Origin of the sequence: Nonomuraea aurantiaca (genome assembly GCF_020215705.1) — a bacterium.
Classification (GTDB): domain Bacteria; phylum Actinomycetota; class Actinomycetes; order Streptosporangiales; family Streptosporangiaceae; genus Nonomuraea; species Nonomuraea aurantiaca.
Genome location: NZ_JAIWNB010000046.1, coordinates 1 through 18,125 on the forward strand (window position 1 = coordinate 1; position 18,125 = coordinate 18,125).

17 protein-coding genes are annotated in these 18,125 nt (G+C 69.5%); 7 read left to right on the forward strand and 10 right to left on the reverse strand.

The window, feature by feature from the left end:
- Positions 1–811, forward strand: an 811-nt coding sequence (locus LDL49_RS51890) for a ricin-type beta-trefoil lectin domain protein (RefSeq protein ID WP_225302363.1), incomplete at its 5' end; no start/stop codon positions are given.
- Between the two features lie 31 nt (positions 812–842).
- On the opposite strand, the gene LDL49_RS51895 is transcribed toward LDL49_RS51890, so the two are convergent.
- The gene (locus tag LDL49_RS51895; protein WP_225302364.1) at positions 843–2,672 is read right to left on the reverse strand and encodes an ABC transporter ATP-binding protein; all 1,830 of its coding nucleotides are present in this window, start codon (positions 2,670–2,672) and stop codon (positions 843–845) included.
- Between the two features lie 189 nt (positions 2,673–2,861).
- On the opposite strand from LDL49_RS51895, the gene LDL49_RS51900 reads away from it, so the two are divergent.
- Positions 2,862–3,239: a hypothetical protein gene (locus LDL49_RS51900; protein ID WP_225302365.1), complete on the forward strand. Its 378-nt coding sequence runs from the start codon at positions 2,862–2,864 to the stop codon at positions 3,237–3,239.
- Between the two features lie 206 nt (positions 3,240–3,445).
- On the opposite strand, the gene LDL49_RS51905 is transcribed toward LDL49_RS51900, so the two are convergent.
- On the reverse strand, positions 3,446–4,324 hold the full coding sequence (locus tag LDL49_RS51905) for a CLIPPER-2 domain-containing protein (protein ID WP_225302366.1): 879 nt from the start codon (positions 4,322–4,324) through the stop codon (positions 3,446–3,448).
- Positions 4,276–4,692 carry an SgcJ/EcaC family oxidoreductase gene (locus LDL49_RS51910; protein WP_225302367.1) on the reverse strand — a complete coding sequence of 139 codons (417 nt, stop codon included), beginning with the start codon at positions 4,690–4,692 and terminating at the stop codon, positions 4,276–4,278. The genes LDL49_RS51905 and LDL49_RS51910 overlap by 49 nt, the downstream gene beginning before the upstream one ends.
- Before the next feature lie 386 nt (positions 4,693–5,078).
- Here LDL49_RS51910 and LDL49_RS57855 point away from each other — a divergent pair, with 386 nt between their 5' ends.
- Complete coding sequence (locus LDL49_RS57855; RefSeq protein ID WP_263656611.1) at positions 5,079–5,207, forward strand: hypothetical protein; 129 nt, start codon at positions 5,079–5,081, stop codon at positions 5,205–5,207.
- A 216-nt stretch (positions 5,208–5,423) separates the two neighbouring features.
- Here the strand turns inward: LDL49_RS57855 and LDL49_RS58905 are convergent, their stop codons facing one another.
- Positions 5,424–7,445 carry an aldo/keto reductase gene (locus tag LDL49_RS58905; RefSeq protein WP_225302368.1) on the reverse strand — a complete coding sequence of 674 codons (2,022 nt, stop codon included), beginning with the start codon at positions 7,443–7,445 and terminating at the stop codon, positions 5,424–5,426.
- A 267-nt stretch (positions 7,446–7,712) separates the two neighbouring features.
- Here LDL49_RS58905 and LDL49_RS51920 point away from each other — a divergent pair, with 267 nt between their 5' ends.
- Together LDL49_RS51920 and LDL49_RS59575 are read left to right on the forward strand one after the other, a co-directional pair.
- A complete protein-coding gene (locus tag LDL49_RS51920; RefSeq protein WP_225302369.1) occupies positions 7,713–7,913 on the forward strand; it encodes a hypothetical protein in 201 nt (66 codons plus the stop codon).
- A gap of 51 nt (positions 7,914–7,964) precedes the next feature.
- Complete coding sequence (locus tag LDL49_RS59575) at positions 7,965–8,054, forward strand: nitroreductase/quinone reductase family protein (RefSeq protein WP_225302370.1); 90 nt, start codon at positions 7,965–7,967, stop codon at positions 8,052–8,054.
- Positions 8,055–8,191: 137 nt separating this feature from the next.
- Here the strand turns inward: LDL49_RS59575 and LDL49_RS51930 are convergent, their stop codons facing one another.
- The 4 genes from LDL49_RS51930 to gap form a co-directional block, all read right to left on the reverse strand.
- Positions 8,192–11,119 carry a CHAT domain-containing protein gene (locus LDL49_RS51930; RefSeq protein ID WP_225302371.1) on the reverse strand — a complete coding sequence of 976 codons (2,928 nt, stop codon included), beginning with the start codon at positions 11,117–11,119 and terminating at the stop codon, positions 8,192–8,194.
- Between the two features lies 1 nt (position 11,120).
- Entirely contained in the window at positions 11,121–12,032 is a 912-nt protein-coding gene (locus LDL49_RS51935; RefSeq protein WP_225302372.1) for a hypothetical protein, read from the reverse strand.
- A 5-nt stretch (positions 12,033–12,037) separates the two neighbouring features.
- Positions 12,038–12,385, reverse strand: coding sequence for a hypothetical protein (locus LDL49_RS51940; protein ID WP_225302373.1), 348 nt, complete (start codon positions 12,383–12,385; stop codon positions 12,038–12,040).
- 147 nt (positions 12,386–12,532) lie between these two features.
- The gene (gene gap, locus LDL49_RS51945) at positions 12,533–13,528 is read right to left on the reverse strand and encodes a type I glyceraldehyde-3-phosphate dehydrogenase (protein ID WP_225302374.1); all 996 of its coding nucleotides are present in this window, start codon (positions 13,526–13,528) and stop codon (positions 12,533–12,535) included.
- Between the two features lie 47 nt (positions 13,529–13,575).
- On the opposite strand from gap, the gene LDL49_RS51950 reads away from it, so the two are divergent.
- The gene (locus LDL49_RS51950) at positions 13,576–14,097 is read left to right on the forward strand and encodes a MarR family winged helix-turn-helix transcriptional regulator (protein ID WP_225302375.1); all 522 of its coding nucleotides are present in this window, start codon (positions 13,576–13,578) and stop codon (positions 14,095–14,097) included.
- 122 nt (positions 14,098–14,219) lie between these two features.
- Here LDL49_RS51950 and LDL49_RS51955 read toward each other — a convergent pair whose 3' ends face one another.
- A complete protein-coding gene (locus tag LDL49_RS51955; RefSeq protein ID WP_225302376.1) occupies positions 14,220–15,158 on the reverse strand; it encodes a LysR family transcriptional regulator in 939 nt (312 codons plus the stop codon).
- 114 nt (positions 15,159–15,272) lie between these two features.
- Between LDL49_RS51955 and LDL49_RS51960 the strand changes: the two genes are divergently transcribed.
- On the forward strand, positions 15,273–16,199 hold the full coding sequence (locus tag LDL49_RS51960) for an NAD(P)H-binding protein (protein WP_225302377.1): 927 nt from the start codon (positions 15,273–15,275) through the stop codon (positions 16,197–16,199).
- A gap of 204 nt (positions 16,200–16,403) precedes the next feature.
- Here the strand turns inward: LDL49_RS51960 and rox are convergent, their stop codons facing one another.
- Positions 16,404–17,828 (reverse strand): rifampin monooxygenase, encoded by a 1,425-nt coding sequence (rox, locus tag LDL49_RS51965; RefSeq protein WP_225302406.1) that lies wholly within the window; start codon positions 17,826–17,828, stop codon positions 16,404–16,406.
- Positions 17,829–18,125 lie beyond the last annotated feature (297 nt).

Genomic DNA, 18,125 nt, shown 5'->3' on the forward strand with positions numbered 1-18,125 from the left:
CATCGACAACTGGTCCTGGGCCAAGACGCAGGGCGTCTACAACATGGTCCGCGACTTCAAGCAGCGCGGCGTGCCGATCGACTGCGTCGGCCTGCAGTCGCACTTCAACAGCGGCAGCCCCTACAACGGCAACTACCGCACCACCATCTCCAGCTTCGCCGCCCTCGGGGTGGACGTGCAGATCACCGAGCTGGACATCCAGGGCGGCTCGGCCACCACATACGCCAACGTCGTCAATGACTGCCTGGCGGTGCCGCGTTGTGCCGGCATCACCGTCTGGGGGGTTCGCGACAGCGACTCCTGGCTCGGCGCCGGCGCCACCCCGCTGCTCTTCGACGGCAACGGTAACAAGAAGGCCGCCTACACCGCGGTGCTCAACGCGCTCAACGGCGGCAGCACGTCGCCACCGCCCGGCGGCGGCGACGCGGGGCAGATCAAGAGCACGGCCTCCGGCCGCTGCGTGGACGTGCCCAACTCCAGCACCACCGACGGCACCGCGGTGCAGCTGTGGGACTGCAACGGTCAGAGCAACCAACAGTGGGCGCAGACCACGGCCGGGGAGCTGAGGTACGGCGACAAGTGCTTGGACGCCGGGGGCACTGGCAACGGCGCCAAGATCCAGATCTACTCCTGCTGGGGTGGCGACAACCAGAAGTGGCGCGTCAACTCCGACGGCACGATCGTGGGCGTACAGTCCGGGCTGTGCCTCGACGCCGTCGGCGCCGGCACTGGCAACGGCACGGGGCTGCAGCTGTACACCTGCTGGGGCGGCGGCAACCAGAAGTGGACCTACAACGCGGGCACCGCGTGAGCTTCACCCGAAGCGGGCGCTGCAGGCCCCTTCATCGGTGAAGCGCGTCCGGGGTGTCGTCCTCCATCAGGAAGCCGCCGGACTGGTGGCGCCAGAGCCGGGCGTAGGGGCCCTCGGACTCGAGCAGCTCGCCGTGGGTGCCCTGCTCCACGATCTCGCCGCGGTTCAGCACGACGAGCCGGTCCATGCGGACGACGGTGCTCAGGCGGTGCGCGACCACAAGCGCGGTGCGGTCCCGCATCAGCTTCCACAACGCTTCCTGGACGAGGATCTCGCTTTCCGAGTCCAGGGCGCTGGTCGCCTCGTCCAGCAGCAGGATCGGGGCGTCGCGCAGAATGGCGCGGGCGAGGGCGACCCGTTGCCGCTGGCCGCCGGACAGCTTGACGCCACGCTCGCCGACCAGGGTGTCGAAGCCCTTCGGCAGCGACTCGACGAACTCCGTGACGTGCGCCGCCCGCGCGGCCCGCATGATCTCCGCGTCGGTGGCGCCCGGCCGGGCGAAGGCGATGTTGTCGCGCACCGACCGGTGGAACATGGCCGGCTCCTGGGGCACGTACGCGATGAGGCCGCGCAGGTCGGCCTGCCGCAGGCGGGCGATGTCCTGGCCGCCGATCAGGATCCGACCCCCGTCGACGTCCATGAGGCGCAGTAACAGCCGGGTGAGCGTGCTCTTGCCGCCGCCGGACTGGCCGACCAGTCCGATCTTGGCGCCGCTGGGGATGTCCAGGTCCAGGCGCTCGAACAGGGGCGGACCGCCGGCGTGGGCGAACGTCACCCGCTCGAAGCGGATGCTCGCGTCAGCCGGGCGCAGCGGCTGCGGGTCGGCCGGATCGACCACACTCGGTGGTACGAGCAGCAGTTCGGTGAACTGGGCGGCTTCGGTGAGCACGCTCTCGATGCGCCGGTAGATCTGATTGAACTCGAACATGACGCTGATCGTGTTCGAGTAGTAGGTGAAGGTCACCACGATGGCCTCCACGCCCAGACCGCCCCGGAGCGCGACGGCCAGCAGCAGGCCGAGGGCGCTGGTGAGGATCGAGATGGGTGCGACCACGGTGTCCACCCGCAGGTTGCCGTAGTCCCAGGAGTGCAGCGACAGTCTCCGCTGCTCGGCGATCCTTACACGGTGCTCGGCGGCCTCGCGGTCCTCGGCGGCGAACGCGCGTACGGTGTCCATGTTCGCCAGGACGTCCGCGACGTGGCCGGAGACCCGCACCTTGGCGGCCTCACGCTTGTCGACCAGCGCCTGGCGGCGGCGGATGAGCGGCGCGACGACGCAGCCCGTGACGATGATGAGGCCCAGCAGAACGAAGACCAGCAGCGGGTGATAAGTCCACAGCACCACCGAGGCGAAGGCGATCGGCACCACCTTGGCCATGATGGAGAAGGTCAGCGTGTCGACGAAGTCCTCGAATCGGGAGGAGAACCCCAGCACCCGTTTGGTCAGCGAGCCGGCGAAGTTGTTGTGGAAGAACGCGGTGTCCTTGGTCAGCAACTCCTCCATGCCCACCACGCCGAGGTGCTCGATGCCGCGGGCGTCCGTACGATTCAGGAAATGCAGCCCGATCCGCCACAGCGCCTCACCGGCCAGTAGCAGCCCGGCGAAGCTGAGCACGTACGGCAGGAGCGCGCCAACGGAGCCGTCACCGCCGGCGGACAATTGCCCCACAATGCCGGCTACCGCCAGCGGCGCGAGGTAGAACAGGCAGATGTTCCCGAGTGCGGGCATCGTCAGCGCGGGCACCGCGACGCGCCGCTGGCGCACGAGCTCACCGGAGTAGTGGCGCAGCGCGAGCAGGACCGCCGACTTTCGTACGGACGAAACACCTCCGGAGCCCTGAAGCGATCCGAGCACAGCCATCCGCCCCTCCCAAACCCGACAACCGTCCGTGACCATGCTGCCGCAGGGCGTACGCGGAGGCGACTGATTTTCCGGCCACCGGAGCCGGGGGGCTTCTCCCGAATGTGTCCCCAGCGCCAAGTAGCTCCGCGTAGATCACGGTCGCGGTCGAGAGCGGTCAGCTCATACGCCTGACCAGCGTGCAGTGAGGTGAGCGACGAGCTGAGGTCGGCTCGCCGGAACTCATCGCACAGTGATCTACTTTGTAAAGGGCAGTCCACTCGGCTGTCTACTGACCCCGTTGGTTACGACATCTTCCTCGTCCACTGGGAATTCGGCGGCCAGAACCTGGGTCAGCAACCCGCCAGGTTCTCCCGTTATGGCTCGTCCGAGCAAGTGGTACAGCCTCGGCCACGAGAACGGCCCGTTGGGCTGCGCCACACATCTACACCTTCCACCAGCTGCGGCGCCGGCCGAGACCACCAGCAGCGCGTTCAAGGCACGCGTGGTGGGGCTCATCTGAAGCTGATCGAGGCCGGCTCCTTCGAAATCGGCGTGGTGCTTCTGCGCTACGAGATCAAGAAATAAGCGGAAGTCCGCACTTTCGAAGAATCGGATGTCGACGATGCCGCGCTGTCACTCGCCCATCGCCGGATACGCCCGCGCCGAGCGCGACGGGCGGCGGCTGTCGCTGCGCGCCCGGCTGTTCAGCCTGGACGACCGCGCCCCTGCCACGAGGCGATCGGTGGCAGGGGGGCTTCCGGTCGGATGCGCCGACCGGCGTGGTCCTGTCGCTAGTTCCTCGGCTTCTGTCCGCTTTCCTTGATGCAGTACGGGCAGAAGGGTTCAGGGTCGATGCAGATCTTGACGCTGTCGGAGTCGTTGGCGGGATCGAGATCCAGCTCCGTGGCGTCGGCGGTGGCCGTGTTGGTCGTCTCCGCGACCGCTGTGGCCTTGGCATGGACGGTCAACGTGGCCGAGGCGCCACTGGCCAGCGCGCCGACGGTCCACATCCCGCTCGCCGCCGCGTAGGTTCCGTTGGAGGCCGTGGCGGACAGGAAGGTGAGGGTGGACGGCAGCATGTCCTTGACCATGACCCCCGTCGCGTCGTTCGGGCCGGCGTTGCGTACGGTGACGCGGTAGGTGACGGTCTGGCCGACGGTCACCTTGGTCGAATCGGCGGACTTGACCACGCTCAGGTCCACGGCCGGGTTGACCTTGGTAACGGCGTCGCCGCTGGTAGAGGTCAACTGCTCCGGCTCCGGGCCGAGGCGGTTCTCGGAGCCGACCGTCGCCTGGTTGGTCACCTGCCTGCCCGCGGCGTCCCGGCCGACCTTGACCTTGAACTCCACGGTGGTGCCGCCGGGCAGGCTCGCGGCGTTGGGCAGCGAGCCGCCGGCCGCGGGGGTCGCGTCGTCGCCCAGGGTGAAGGAGACCTTGTCGGCGTCGAACTCGCCCTGGTCGTCGCCCGCCTGGTCGGTCTTGTCCCCGCTGCCCGGGCCGTCGACCACCCGCAGCGAGCCGGGCACGTAGGTGCCCCAGCTCCCGGTGCCGTCCGACATGACCTTCTGTTGCACCGGGGCCCTCGGGGCGCCGATGTCCAGGGCCATCGTGTCGACTGCGGTCAGTCGCTGCTGAGCACGCTGGTGTTCTGGCAGGCGGTCAGGCGCCACTGCCCGTCCTCCTTTGCCATGACGAACAGCGGCGTGCCCACCTCCTCCGTCCCGTCGGGGTTCCGATAGACCTGACACACCTTCACGGCTGCGACGTCGGGACGGATGAACAGCACATGTTCCACCTCAAACGTGACCGTCGCACCCTGCATCCCGCCGGGAAGCACCTGGTGAGTGAACGTCGAGATCGCATCACGGCCGAAGAGGCGCTTGCCGCTGCCCGTTGTCCAGATCGCGTCAGCTCGGAACAGAGCAACGAATTCGTCAGGGAGTTCGTTGTTCTGGGAGTGCTCAACCGTGGCCACCACCTGCTCGATCGCTTCGATATCGGCTTGGCTCGTCTGGTCAGCAATGTTCATTGTGCTCATGACATGGACGATAGAACCTTAAGTTCTCTTGAGGTCAAGAGCGTCCATCGTGCCGGGGCGGAGTCTTGGTGTGCAGTGATGTTCTCAGGCCAGTAGGTCTAGGGTTTCGGGTGTTTCCCAGGCTGTCAGATGCCGCTCTGGGTCGGTTCCTTTCTGCGCGCACTGGTTGATCAGTTCGGCGAGGGCTTGCCGCTCCTGCCCTGGGAGGCCCTGCAGGAGGGCAATCACCGGCTCCAGGACCTCCAATCGTGGCCTCGGGCGTGATGGCGTCGTCGTCGTCGCTGTGATCCAGCCTGATGACGATCTCGGTGAGCCGGGCTTCCAGGTATCGGCGATCATCTGGGTGAGCAGGCTGGTGTTCTCGTGCCGGGCGGGCGCTCACCGAGGTGTTCGCCACGCACTTCCCCGGCATCCCCCTCGACGGCGACGCCCCCGAAGCCGCCGCCTACTCGCTCAACAGCATTCTCGACTTCATCCCAGGCGCCTCCGACGATCTGAAGCAAGCAATTTCATGAACCTGGAACACCGGCGCGCGAGGACTCCTGCCAGGCGACCGGGCGCTTTCCGGACGCCCGTACGAGAGCGCGCAGTTCGCGTACCGCGTGGGCGAACGACGCGTCGGGGGGCCGAACACCTCGTCCGCTCCGATGTGGACGTACGGTCCCGCCGTCAGGGCGCAGACCTCCTTGAGTATGCGTCCGACCAGTTCGTGCGTATCAGCGTCGGCGAGGTCAAGCGGCGGGGTCTCCGGGCCGGTGTACTTCTCCGCGCGTTTCTTCAAGCCAGGCGACCTCGTCGTCGGTGAGCTCGACCGACAGACCCTGGAGCGACGTCCGAGTCTCGGTGATGTGCCGGGGGCCGATCAGCGGGAACACCGGGTACGGCTGGTGCAGCAACCAGGCCAGCGCGATTGCGGTCGGCTCGACGCCCTTCTGCTTCGCCAGCTCCCGAGCTCTGCGTAACCGCTCAAAGTTCTCGTCGGAATAGAAGCAGCGGACCAGCGTCTCGTCCGAGCGGTCCTCCGGCGTGGCCCGGCCGGTGAAGAACCCGCGGGCCTGGCTCGACCACGGTAACAGCGCGACCTGCCGCTCCCGCAACCACGCCTGCGACGCGTCGTCGGCGACGTGCCGGCAGCCCTGCCAGGGCACGTCATACGCCCGGGCGAGGCTCAGGTGGTTGCTGAGCAGGGTGAACGGCTGCTTGCCGTTCGCCTTGGCGTACGCGTTCGCCTCGTCGAAGCGGGCGGTGGACCAATTGGACCCGCCGTACGCCTTGATCCGGCCGGCCCGGAAGTGCTCGTCCAGCACCTCGACGAAGTCCGAGACCGGCACCTCCTCGTTGTCCCGGTGCATCAGGTAGAGGTCGACGTGGTCGGTCTGTAACCGCTCCAGGCTCTCGTGCAGCTGCCGGGTGATCGACTCCGGGTCGCAGTGCGGCGTGTGCGCACCCTTGCCGATGACAACGACCTCGTCCCGGTTCCCGCGCATCGCCATCCACTGCCCGAGCAGCTTCTCGCCCAGGCCGCCGCCGTAGATGTAGGCAGTGTCGAAGGTGTTGCCGCCGCGCTCGACGAAGTCGTCGAACATCACCGCGGCGTGCGTCAGCGTCTCCTGGTTGTCCGCGCCCATCACCAACCGGGAAACCTGCTTGTCCAGGCCGGGCACCTTGCCGTACGTCATCGGGGCGTTGTCGCGCCGGGCCAGCGGGCCGCCGGTCGCGGTCGGAACGCTCGCGTCGTCACGTTCGCTCGCGTACTGCTGCCCGATCGCCTTGCGCCATTCGTCCTGCACGGTCAGGTTGCCGAGGGTGTCGGCCCAGGTCATCTCCGGCGCCTGCCGCTGTTCGATCGCGGCCGCGACCGCGTCGGCCTCGGCGGCGTAGATCAGGGCCGGCTCGGCGGAGATGTCGCGCGGCTGCTCGCCTACCTTGTACAGGGTGACGTGGGCCGGCTTGCCGTCGCCGCCGAACCACGGGTCCTCGATCTCCAGGTAGCCCTTACTGCCGAAAATGCGGACCCGGTTCTCGTCCTTCAGCCGCACACCGGTGCTGACCTGAGCGGTCATCCCACTGTCGAAGAACAACGTCGCCACGGCCCACTCGTCCGCGCCGGTTTCCCCGACCTGCCCGACCGCGGTTAACTCGGCCGGATCGGCGAACGGGCGGCCGATCGCCGCGCCGGCGATCAGCCGGGCCATCGAGACCGGATAACCGCCGACGTCGAGGATGCCGCCACCGCCCAGTTCGTCGGCGAACAGCCGGCTCTCGGGCTGGAATTGCGCCTGGAACGCGAACGACGCCTGAATCTGGTGCACGGTGCCGAGCTCGCCATCGCGGACCAGCTCGGCGATCAGCTTGGTCTGCGGCAGGCAGCGGTACATGTACGCCTCCATCAAGAAGACGTCGTTGCGCTCCGCGGCCTCGATCATCGCCTCGGCCCAGGCCCGGTTGATCGCGAGCGGCTTCTCGCACAGCACGTGCTTGCCCGCCTCGGCGGCCTTGATCACCCATTCGGGGTGCTGCGGGTGCGGTGTAGCGATGTAGACCGCATCCACCGTCGCGTCGGCGAGCAGGTCGTCGTACGAACCGTGCAGGCGGGGGATGTCGAACCGGTTGTCGAACGCTTCGGCCGAGACGAGCGATCGGCTGCCCACAGCGACGACCGTGTTGACCGGCGACGTCGGCACCTGCTCGGCGAACCGGGACGCGATGTACCCGGTCCCGAGGATGCCCCAGCGAAGTTTGGTGTCAGTCACACAGTGCCCTTCGTGTTGTTGTTTTCATGGTCAGAGTTTCATGGCATTGCCGCGCTCGGCTACGGCTCCGTTCTTCATCCCTTGATGCCGCACGTGACGACGCTGCGGATGAAGTAGCGCTGGGCGAAGAGGAAGATCAGCATCACAGGCGTGACGTAGAGGGCGGCCGCGGCAGCTTGCACGGTCGGTATGGCGTTGCCGTGCGGATCCTGGCATCCATGAGCCCGGCCTGACCATCGAGACGGTGGCCGACAGCTGATCGACGGCATGATCGCCCGAGGCGGGGTACGCAACCTCGTCGCCGAGTACGCGGTACCGCTGCCCGTCGAGATGCTCAGCTCGCTGCTGGGCGTGCCGTCGTCCGATCGGGAGAAGTTCGAGCGCTGGAGTTCCTCCACCCTGTCGGTGGCCGGGAAGTCCGAGCAGGAGATCGCCGCCGACATGGGGGAGCTGGCGCCGCGTATATGACCGACCTGATCGCGAAGCGGCGAGCGGAACCCCGGGACGTAGTCTTGGTCCATGGCGGTGGAGACATGGCCCGACTACGAGGAGTACCGAAAGCGGACCGACCGCGCCATCCCAGTCCTCGTTCTCGAGCCCCTCTCCTGACTGCGGACGGGTCCGCTGAAACTCCTGGCGGTTGAACGTGCGGATCCGCCGGTTCCGGCTGTCCGGCACGCTGGGTTGCCCGGTCCAGATCGGTGGAGGAGCGGTCGCCCTTCAGTTGATCGTTTCCGGTCGAAGCGCTAAGGGCCGTGGTGGACGAGTGCCGCCCAAAGATCAGGTCTGTCCGGGTGGGTTCGGCGCAGGTCACCCATGACGCGGTGCAGCACGCGAGCGGCGTCGTACGCGTCAGGTCCGCCCAGCCGGCGGTAGAACTCGCGGGCGACCGCCGCGGCCGTCGCATCGTCGAGCGGCCATTGACTGCCGACGACGTGGCGGAAGCCGACCAGTTGGAACGCAGACGCGAGATGGATCGACTCGTTGGCGTGGAAGATCCCGCTGAAGGCGGTCGAACATGCCGACAGGTAAGCCAGCTCGGCCTGGTCGAGGGGCACTGCGCCGATCGCGCCGATGGGCAGCAGGGCGTCGTGCAGGACGAGGCCGCCGAACGACGGTTTCTCGGCGTCGGTTGCCGCGTGGCAGGCGAAATGGGCCCAGGTGCTGCCGGGCAGCTCGGCGAGTACCCGGTCGGTCGTGGCGTCCTCGTCGACGAGCAGGATGCCGGGGTGGTGCTGGTGCAGCGCCTCTGCCTCCTCGGCGGTGCCGTTGAGAGTGGGCAGCTCGGGTGCGCTGCTGACCGCGACGGTGAGCTGGCGGCGTACCGTGGCCGGCGTGCGCGACCGTGCCCGGGCGAGCGCGCGGAGCGTCGGCGTGTAGGAGGACACCACGTGGTCGGGGAGCGCCGTGTGCAGAGGGAGGACGCCGAGCATGCCGATGGGCAGCCACCAGACCCGGTCCACTCCGGACAGGGCGGCTCCGATCGGCTCGGCGATCGTGGCCGACAGCCACTCCACAGTCTCCTTGACCACCCGCTGCAGGCGCAGCGCACCGGTCAGCGTGCCGTCCGCCGATGCCCGCATGGCGATGACGAGTTCGGCCACGTGCGCCGCCACGTCGGTCCAGGAAAGGTCGGGCAGCGCGACCGGGGTGATGTCCTCGGTGGTGATGATGACCGCGTCGCCGCGGCTGCGCGCCGAGTTGACCAGCACCACCGCGCCGCCTTCCGCCGCGGCGCGCAGTTCGGCCAGGTCCGGCCGGCCGAGGAAGCGCGGGAAGCCACGCCGGATCTCCTTGACCAGGTCGTCGTACTCGGCCCACAGCTGCGTGCGGTCGTTGACCAGGTCGGTGGTGTACACCATGAACCCGCCGGGGCTGACCTGCGACGTCGTGCGAAGCCTGTCGCGTACGTCCCGGAAGCGCTCGGCGAGCTCGGGTTCGCGTGCCGCCAGTTCGGCGAGATCGGCGTTCAGGTCGACCTCGTCGGCCAGCAGGATGCCTCTGCCCTGCTCCGCCACGGCGACGGCGCTATCCGGGTCGCCCGCGGCCAGGTGGGCGGCGACGGCCTCGCCCACCAGGTGCGGATACTCGCCGACCCGTTCTTCTTGATCGACGCGGGCGTTGCGCCTGGACACCGCGGCGGGCAGCTGCGCGACCGCGGCGGCGTACAGGTCGGCGGCGAGCGGCAGGTCACCGAGGTCGCCGGCGAGCGCGGCCAGTTTGGCGAAGGCGCGGACGCTGTGGCTGGGCACCGAGCGGACGGCGCCGCGGGCCAGCTCGGCAAGCTGCCGCAGTTCGTCCACCGTCACGGCGGGTGAACCGGCGCGGCGTGCCGAGTGAATGTCGGTGGTCATGGAGACGATCGCGGCGGTCGCGGGGTGGCCGCCCGGCAGCCGCGCGAGGGCGTTCTGGGCGAGTTCGCCCGCGCGTCGCAGGTCCGCGCCGTCGCCGCCGCGCTCGTACCGCCACAGGTAGCCGAGGGCGAGGTCCGCGAGCTGTTTGGCCTGGTCCGCGTCGCCGGACACGAGCGCGAGCCCCTGTTCACCGATCTCGATCGCGCGGTCCAGCGTCCCCGGATCGCCGCCGTGCTCGTGGCGCCGCGCCAGTACGGCGACGAGCTGCCTGAGGTAGATCACCCGCTCGGGATGGTCGTCGGGCACCGCGGCCAGGCTCTCCTCCGACAGCTCGATCGCGCGGTCGAGATCCGACACCTTGCCCAGACGCTGGTGGCGCTGGAGCAACGCGATGCTGAGGTTGTTCAACCGGCCCGGCCGGTCCGGGTCGTCCGGGTGGGTGGCCTCGACCGACGTCTCGGTCAGCGTGATCGCGCGAAGCAGATCGGTCAGCCCGCCGTCCCTCAGGTAACGCAGCTGGTAGCCGATGCCGAGGTACGCGATCGCGACCAGCAGCTGCGGATGGTCGTCGGGCGCGGTGTCCACGACCTGGTCGCCCAGCCGGATCGCCTCGTCCAGGTCGGCCACATCGCCGCAGAGCTCATATCGTTGCTGGTAGATCGCGGTGAGGTTGACGGCCACCGCGAACCACTCGTAGCTCGGCGCGCTCACGAGGCCCAGCGCCTCCTCCGTGGCCGAAGCCGCGGTATCGAGGTCGCCGGGATTGCCGTGGCGCTGGTAGCGGTGGCGGCAGGCGACCCCGAAGTTCGTGAGCAGAAGCGGCAGTGCCGGGCTGCCGGCGGGTGTCCCGGCCGCCGCCTGGGCGAGCAGGGTGATGACAGCGGTCAGGTACGACGGTTCGGAGGTGGTGTGCAACTCGGCCAGCATGACCGTCGCCGTGTCGGCCTGGATCTCCGGGTCGGCGTCGGGGCCGATCAGCGGCCGCAGCGACTCGGGGACCACATCAGGGATGTGCGCGACCGGCGCCAGGTGGAAAACGGCCTGGGACAGCTCGAAGTTCGACTGCGTGGCCACCCAGCGGGCGTGAAAGAGCCACCCGATGGCGATATGCGCCCTGAACAGCCATTCCCGCTCCAGGCCGGTCATGTCCGCGGGTTCCCGCCGCACGGCGCCGTGCCACAGCCGGAGCGCGTCCGCGAGAGCGGCGTCGGCGAGCACGGTCCGGTCGTCGCCGGTACGCTGATAGGCCGCGAGCCGACGGCGGATCCGGCGGGCGATCAGATTGAGCCGAAGGCGGCACAGCGCACCACGGATCCTCACCTCAGCGTCCTTTCCGTGCCACAGCGGTGACCCGGCTGCCCTCCTCAACGGTGAGCGGCCCGGCCCGCCCGTCGTCGGCCACGCCCAGTGCCACCGCGAGCGTACGGCCGTGCAGGTCCACCACGGACTCGACGAGCAATGCCAGTTCGGCCACGGCGCTGCGGGCGCGTACCCATCCGGCGGCGCCGACCGCGCCCGCGCCCAGGGCGGCGGGCCACCACATGACGGCAAGAGCGGCCAGGGGCCACGACCAGCTGCCGATGGCGACCGCGGCGGCCAGCGCGGTGTTGGCGTTCATGAGATCGGCACGCGCGGCCTCGGGCAGCACCAGCCACAGCCTCGGCCAGACGAAGGGCAGGTCCAGGCCGTAGCGGTCCTGTGCGACCTTCTCCGCACCGTGGATCCGGTCACCCAGCCAGGTCGGCCGGCCCGGCTCGGCCAGGGCCACGCGGTTGACCCTGGCCGCCGCCTGATCGATCTGCTCCTGCTGCCCGGCGGTCCTGGTCTCGGCTGGATGGGCGCGGGTGAGATCCCGGCGGCGTTCCAGCAGCGCATGCCAGCGGAAGCGTCTTCGCCGTACGAGCCCGCTCCGCAGGCCGCCGAACGGCCACGGCCATTGGCCCAGCCACAAGGTACGCGTCACGCCGGCCATCGCCTGCACCAGCAGCCCGACCCCGCCGGTCGCCACCAGCACGGCGACCAGCAGGCCCACTTGGGCCCCCACGGGCTTTCGAGCGAACCCCTCCGAGAACGCGGACACCTCCCTGGCCGCCAGGTCCCCGTCGAGGGCATGAGCATGCCCCAGGCCAACGCCGAGCGCCGCGGTGGCGAGGAACAGCACCCCGGGAAGCAGAAGCAGTGAGACCCATCGCTCGGCGAGCTTCTTGGCCAGCTCGGCGAAGAAATCGCCCACGATCGCTACCTGGGCCGCATCGGCGCGGAGGTCACCCCGCACACTGGAATCGGCCCGCCGGGCAAGGGGACCTCCACCCGGTCACACGCGCCGTCCGGGCAGCTGAACGCCTCCTCGTGTGCCCGGCCGGGACCGCTACCCGGCAGCGCGCTGCCGAGCGTGCGCGGGACGCCGGATCCGTCGCTGCCGAGCAGCTGCCCCAGCATGGGGATGATCGGCTGCCGCGCGCGAGCCGCAGCCTCGATGGCGCCGAGCAGCCGCTGGTGGCGCTCGGACTGGCGAGCGCATTCGGCACGCAGCTCAGGCAGCTCACCGCATAACACGGTCAGCGCGAGACGTTCGGCGGAATCCATCGTCTCGATCGTCCCAGCTCAGGATCGTGGCATCAAGGTGGATGTGAATCCGAACGGAATCCGGCGCGGGCCGCTCCGCAACACGCGGACGCGCTCGCCGGCACTTGCCCGCCCCGCCCGGCCGCCCTAGCAGTCGACCCGAGGTTTCTACAGCATGAGGGCCAGGTCGATGAGGCGGTTGGAGTACCCCCACTCGTTGTCGTACCAGCCCACGACCTTGACCTGCGAGCCCATCACGCGGGTCAGCTCGGCGTCGAAGACGCACGAGGCCGGGTCGCCGACGATGTCGCTGCTCACGATGGGCGCGTCGGTGTAGGTCAGCAGGCCCTTGTACGGACCGGCCGCGGCCTCGGCGTAGGCGTCCTTCACCTCCTGCACGGTGGTGGCGCGGCGGGTGGTGACGGTCAGGTCGGTGACCGAGCCGTTGGAGACGGGCACCCGCAGCGCGAACGCGTCCAGCCGGCCCCGCAGCTCCGGCAGCACCAGACCGATCGCCTTGGCCGCCCCGCTGGAGGTGGGCACGATGCTGAGGGCCGCCGCCCGCGCCCGCCGCAGGTCCTTGTGGGGCGCGTCCTGGAGGTTCTGGTCCTGGGTGTAGGCGTGGACGGTGGTCATCATGCCCGACTCGATGCCGACCGCGTCGTGCAGCACCTTGGCCAGCACACCCAGGCAGTTGGTGGTGCACGAGGCGTTGGAGATGATCGTGTGGCGCGCTGGGTCGTAGACGTCCTGGTTCACGCCGAGCACGATCGTGACGTCCTCCCCGCTGGCCGGCGCGGCGATGACGACCTTCTTCGCGCCGCCGTCCACGTGCGCGCGGGCCTGTTCGGCCTTGGTGAAGATCCCGGTGGACTCGATCACCACGTCCACGCCCAGGTCACCCCACGGCAGGTCGGCGGGGTCACGCTCGGCCAGAACCTTGATGGTCGCGTCACCGGCCCGGATCGCGCCCGGCTCGGCGGCGACCTCGCCGGGGAAGCGGCCCATGATCGAGTCGTACGCCAGCAGATGCGCCATGGTCGCCACGTCGCCGAGGTCGTTGACCGCGACGATCTCGATGTCGGCGTCGGCGCGAGCGGCCACCGCGCGGAAGACGTTCCGGCCGATCCGCCCGAACCCGTTGATGCCCAATCTAAGTGTCATGCCGGATATCATAAGCAACTTAAATAAGTTTGCGATATATTTCCGGCGTGAACACCACGCCGGACGACACACTGGGCGACCGCGACTCGGACCTCGACCCCGCCCAGAACGCCGACCGCGACGGCGACCTGGACGTGGACGCCTTCGCCACCGCGATCGAGAACTTCAACCGCTTCTACATCCGCCTCCCCGTGCTGGAGAAGCTGTCGTTCACGACGCTGTCGGTGCTCGACACCCTCGCCACCCGCGGCACCCCCATGCGGCTGACCGACCTCACCAAGACCGAGCAGGTCAGCCAGCCCGGCATCACCCAGCTCGTCACCCGGCTGGAGCGCGACGGACTCGTGGAACGCCGCCCCGACCCCAGCGACCGGCGCGCCGTCCTGGTCCACATCACCGAGGCCGGACGCCAGATCGGGCGCTCCCGCCATGACGACCGCGCCCGCCATCTGGTCCCGCTCATCGCCCAGCTGACCCCCGAGCAGCGCCAGGCGATCACCGACGCCCTCCCCGCCCTGACCCGCTTGGCCGAACTGGGCCAGGCGGGCGCCGAATCAGCCGGCCGCTGAATCCGGAACCCCGCCGGGGGACGTGTTCAACCCGCGGTCGCGACACGATGCCGCGACTGTCCCAGGCTTCTGGCCACGATCCGGGTCCGGGCGCCCGGGTATGCGCGGACCCGCGCCATGGGTTATTCCTCCCGGGCCGTACGGAGTACCCGGCGCACGGCGCCACGCAGCCACTGGTGGGCCCCGTCAGCGGTGTGGCGCGGATGCCAGGCCATGCCGATCGTCAGTGGTGGCAACGGCAGCGGGATCTCCAGCAAGCGTAGTCCGAGCGCGTGCGCCACGTCGCTGAGTGGTGAAGGGGGCTCGCCCGGCAGCGCGGTCGGCACCAGGCAGACCACGTCGCCGACCGCGGCCAGCGCCATCGCCGCCAGATGTCCGGGCAGGACGGCGCTGACCCGCCGGCTGAGCCCTTGCTCGGCCAACGCCGCGTCCAGCGGGCCGGTGAAGCGTCCCCGGCGGCTGACCGCCACGTGCTCGGCCGCGGCCAGCCTGGCGGGCGTCAGGGTTCCTTCGGCGAGCGGGTGCCCGGCCCTGACGCCGGCCGCCATCCGCAGCGTGACCAGCTCTTCGACCCGGGTCTCCGGGTCGACGTGGTCGATGGCTCCGATCTCCAGATCGATCCGGCCCTCGCGCAGCGCGGGGCCCGCCTCCCACTCCTCGGCCAGCACCCGCAGCGAGACGCCCGGCGCCCGGCGCCGGGCCAGCCCGAGCAGACCCGGCGCCAGCGCCGCGCCGACCAGGTCCGAGGCCTGGACGGTGAAGGTACGCCGCAGTGCCGCGGGGTCGATCCCGCCGCTCGGGGTGAGTAGTTCCGCCAGCCGGCGCACCACCGCGGCGGCCTCGTCCCGCAGCGCCTCCGCGCGGGGTGTGGGCACCATCGCCTGTCCTGCCCGCACCAGGAGCGGGTCCTGGAGCACCCGGCGCAGCCGGGCCAGGGTGCGGCTCATCGCGGCGGGGGAGGTGCGCAGCCGCGCGGCGGCACGGGTGACGCTCTGCTCGGTCAGCAGGGCGTCGAGGGCGACGGCGAGATTGGCGTCGAGGTTCGGGGCTGGGCTGCTCACCGGCATCATTCCGTTTCGGGCAATGATTGGATGCTGAAGTTCCCATTGTGGCAATGCGGCTCGGGTCTGCACGATCAAGAGGTCTGCCGATCCGACACAGACCGCGAGGTTTTCATGATCGTCATTACCGCCCCCACCGGGAACATCGGCCGGCGGCTCCTGTCGCTGCTGGTCGAGGCCGCGCCCGTCCGCGGAGAGGAGCTGCGCGTCGTTGTCCGCGACCCTGCCCGGCTCCCCGAGGCCGTGCGCGGCCGGGTCGAGGTGGTCACCGGCTCGCACGGCGACGCCGCGACCGTCGAGCGCGCCTTCACCGGTGCCGACGCCGTTTTCTGGCTGGTGCCGCCGGACGCCTCGGCCACGCCCGACGAGGCGTACAGCGGCTTCACCCGCCCGGCCGCGCGGGCGTTCGCCGCCCACGGCGTCGGCCATGTCGTGGGCGTCTCGGCGCTCGGCCGCGGCACCCCGCAGGCCGCCCAGGCCGGGCTGGTCACCGCCTCCCTGGCCATGGACGACCTGATCGCCGGCTCCGGCGTCGCCTACCGCGCCCTGGCCTGCCCGTCCTTCTTCGAGAACCTGCTGGAGGAGGCCGACTCGATTCGCGAGAACGGCGTCTTCACCGACACCGTCGCCGCGGACCGTCCGGCCCCGCTGGTGGCCGTCGCCGACATCGCCGCGACGGCGGCCGGGCTGCTGCTGGACCGCTCCTGGACCGGAGTCGGCAGCGTTCCGGTGCTCGGCCCGCAGGACCTGTCGCCCAACGACCTGGCCCGCATCATGACCGAGGAGCTGGGCCGTCCGGTCCGCTACCAGCGCCAGCCGCTCGACGAGCTGCGCTCCACCCTGCTCGGCTACGGCCTCAACGAGGCGTTCGTCGAGGGCATGGTCGACATGAAGCGCGCCAAGGACCAGGGCCTGGACTCGGGCGTCGACCGCTCGCCGCAGGCGGCCCCGGCCACCGGATTCGCGCAGTGGTGCGCGCGGACTCTCAAGCCCGCCGTCCTCGCCACACCGGAGACAGTCGAGGCCCACTCACCGAACTGAGCCGCCGGTCACCGCGTTCAAGCTGGTCAAGAAGCTCGTGGTGTACGAGGCGACGACGGCGGAGGCGATCTACGCGACCGACCTTCACGGGAAGGCGTTGGTGGCCGGCCGCGTAGCATCCCGACGACCGGGTGACGGCGATCCGGTTCGCCGTCGCCAGGAGGCCAACCCTCCTCACGGGGCCTTTCGGTTGCTCAGCCGAAATCAGTGGGCGGGCTCGCCGAACCAGCGGGAGAGGTGGTCGTCCAGGTCCTGCTGATCGTCGCCGATCCAGGCGACGTAGCCGTCCGGGCGTAGCAGGACGCACGGAACATCCAGTGCCGCAGTGGGATCCGCGAGGTAGTCGACCCGGTCCGACCAGCCGCCGACGGTCAGGCGTTCGGTGCGGTCCAGCAGCAGGCCGCGGCCGCGATGCAGCAGATCGTAGAGGCGGCCCTGTTTCACGTCGATGTCGCGCAGGCGGCGGCCGAGCAGGTCGGGGCCTTCGCCGAAGTCGTAGCGGATGTCGATCGCGGTGATCTTCTCGATCAGATGGCGGTTCACCTCGTCGAAGTCCATCAGTTCGGTGAGCAGCCTGCGCACGGCCTGCGGGCCCGGTTCGGTGGAGTGCAGTTCCATCTGGGCGCGGGTGTTGTCCAGTACGTCCTCGGCGACCGGATGACGTTCGGCCTGGTAGGTGTCCAGCAGTGTTTCCGGCGCCCAGCCGCGGATCTGTGCGGCCAGTTTCCAGCCGAGGTTGACTGCGTCCTGAACGCCCAGGTTGAGGCCCTGTCCGCCGGTGGGTGGATGGATGTGTGCCGCATCGCCGGCCAGCAGCACCCGCCCGACCCGATAACGTTCGGCCAGCCGGGTGGCATCCCCGAAGCGGGACATCCAGCGCGGGGAGTGCACGCCGAAATCGGTTCCGGCGATGGTGCGCAACTGTCGCTGGAAATCCTCGAGGGTGGGCGGTTCCGCGCGGTCGCTGACTCCGGCGGCGGGGACCAGGACGCTGTAGACCCCTGCGCCGAAGGGCCGGAGCCAGAATCGCTGATAGGTCTCGCGGATTTCGGCCGTCTTGGCGGCGATCTCCTCCTGCGGCACGCCCACTTCCATCTCGCCCATCAGCGTGTCGATACGTGAGGGCTCGCCGGGGAAGCCGACGCCGAGCAGTTTGCGCACCGTACTGCGCCCGCCGTCACAGCCGACGAGGTAGCGCGAACGCAGCTGTTCCCCGTCGGCCAGCTCGACGGTCACCCCCTCGTCGTCCTGCTCGAAACCGGCGACCGCGCAACCGCGCCGGACCTCCGCACCGAGTTCGATCACATGGTCTTCGAGCAGGCGTTCGATGACCGGCTGTGGGATGCCCAGCAGATAGGCGTGCGCGGAATCCAGGCCCTTGGGCGCGGGTTTGGGGATGGCGGCGAAGAATCCGCCGGCCGGACGCTGTCTTCCATGCGGGAGAATGCGCTCCAGCAGTCCGCGCATCGCCATCAGCTCGAGACTGCGAATATGCAGACCGACTATGCGGACGAACGACTTGGGCTCGGTTTCCTTCTCCAGAACGAGTACCCGCACATTGTGCAGCCGCAGTTCGGCGGCCAGCATCGCGCCGGTCGGCCCGCACCCGGCAATGATCACATCGAACATGTGGGGCGCGCGATCGGCGTCGGAGGCCGGCGATCGGAGTCCGGGGACGTCGCGGTCGACCGTATCGGTCGACGGCGGCTCGGCGGGAAACTGCGGAGAGTGCATAGGTGTTGCCTTTCGGGAGTGCCTTGTTGGCGAGGCGCTCCCGGCGACACCTACATCAATCGCCGGCCGTGACGGAACGGGGGAGCACCCACATCGCTACAGCGTTCATGGGTCTCACCTCCTGGGGCGGTGTCACGGTCGAACGCAAGCTACAAGCCCGGGCATCACCCCGTCCAATCCTTTTACGGCGCC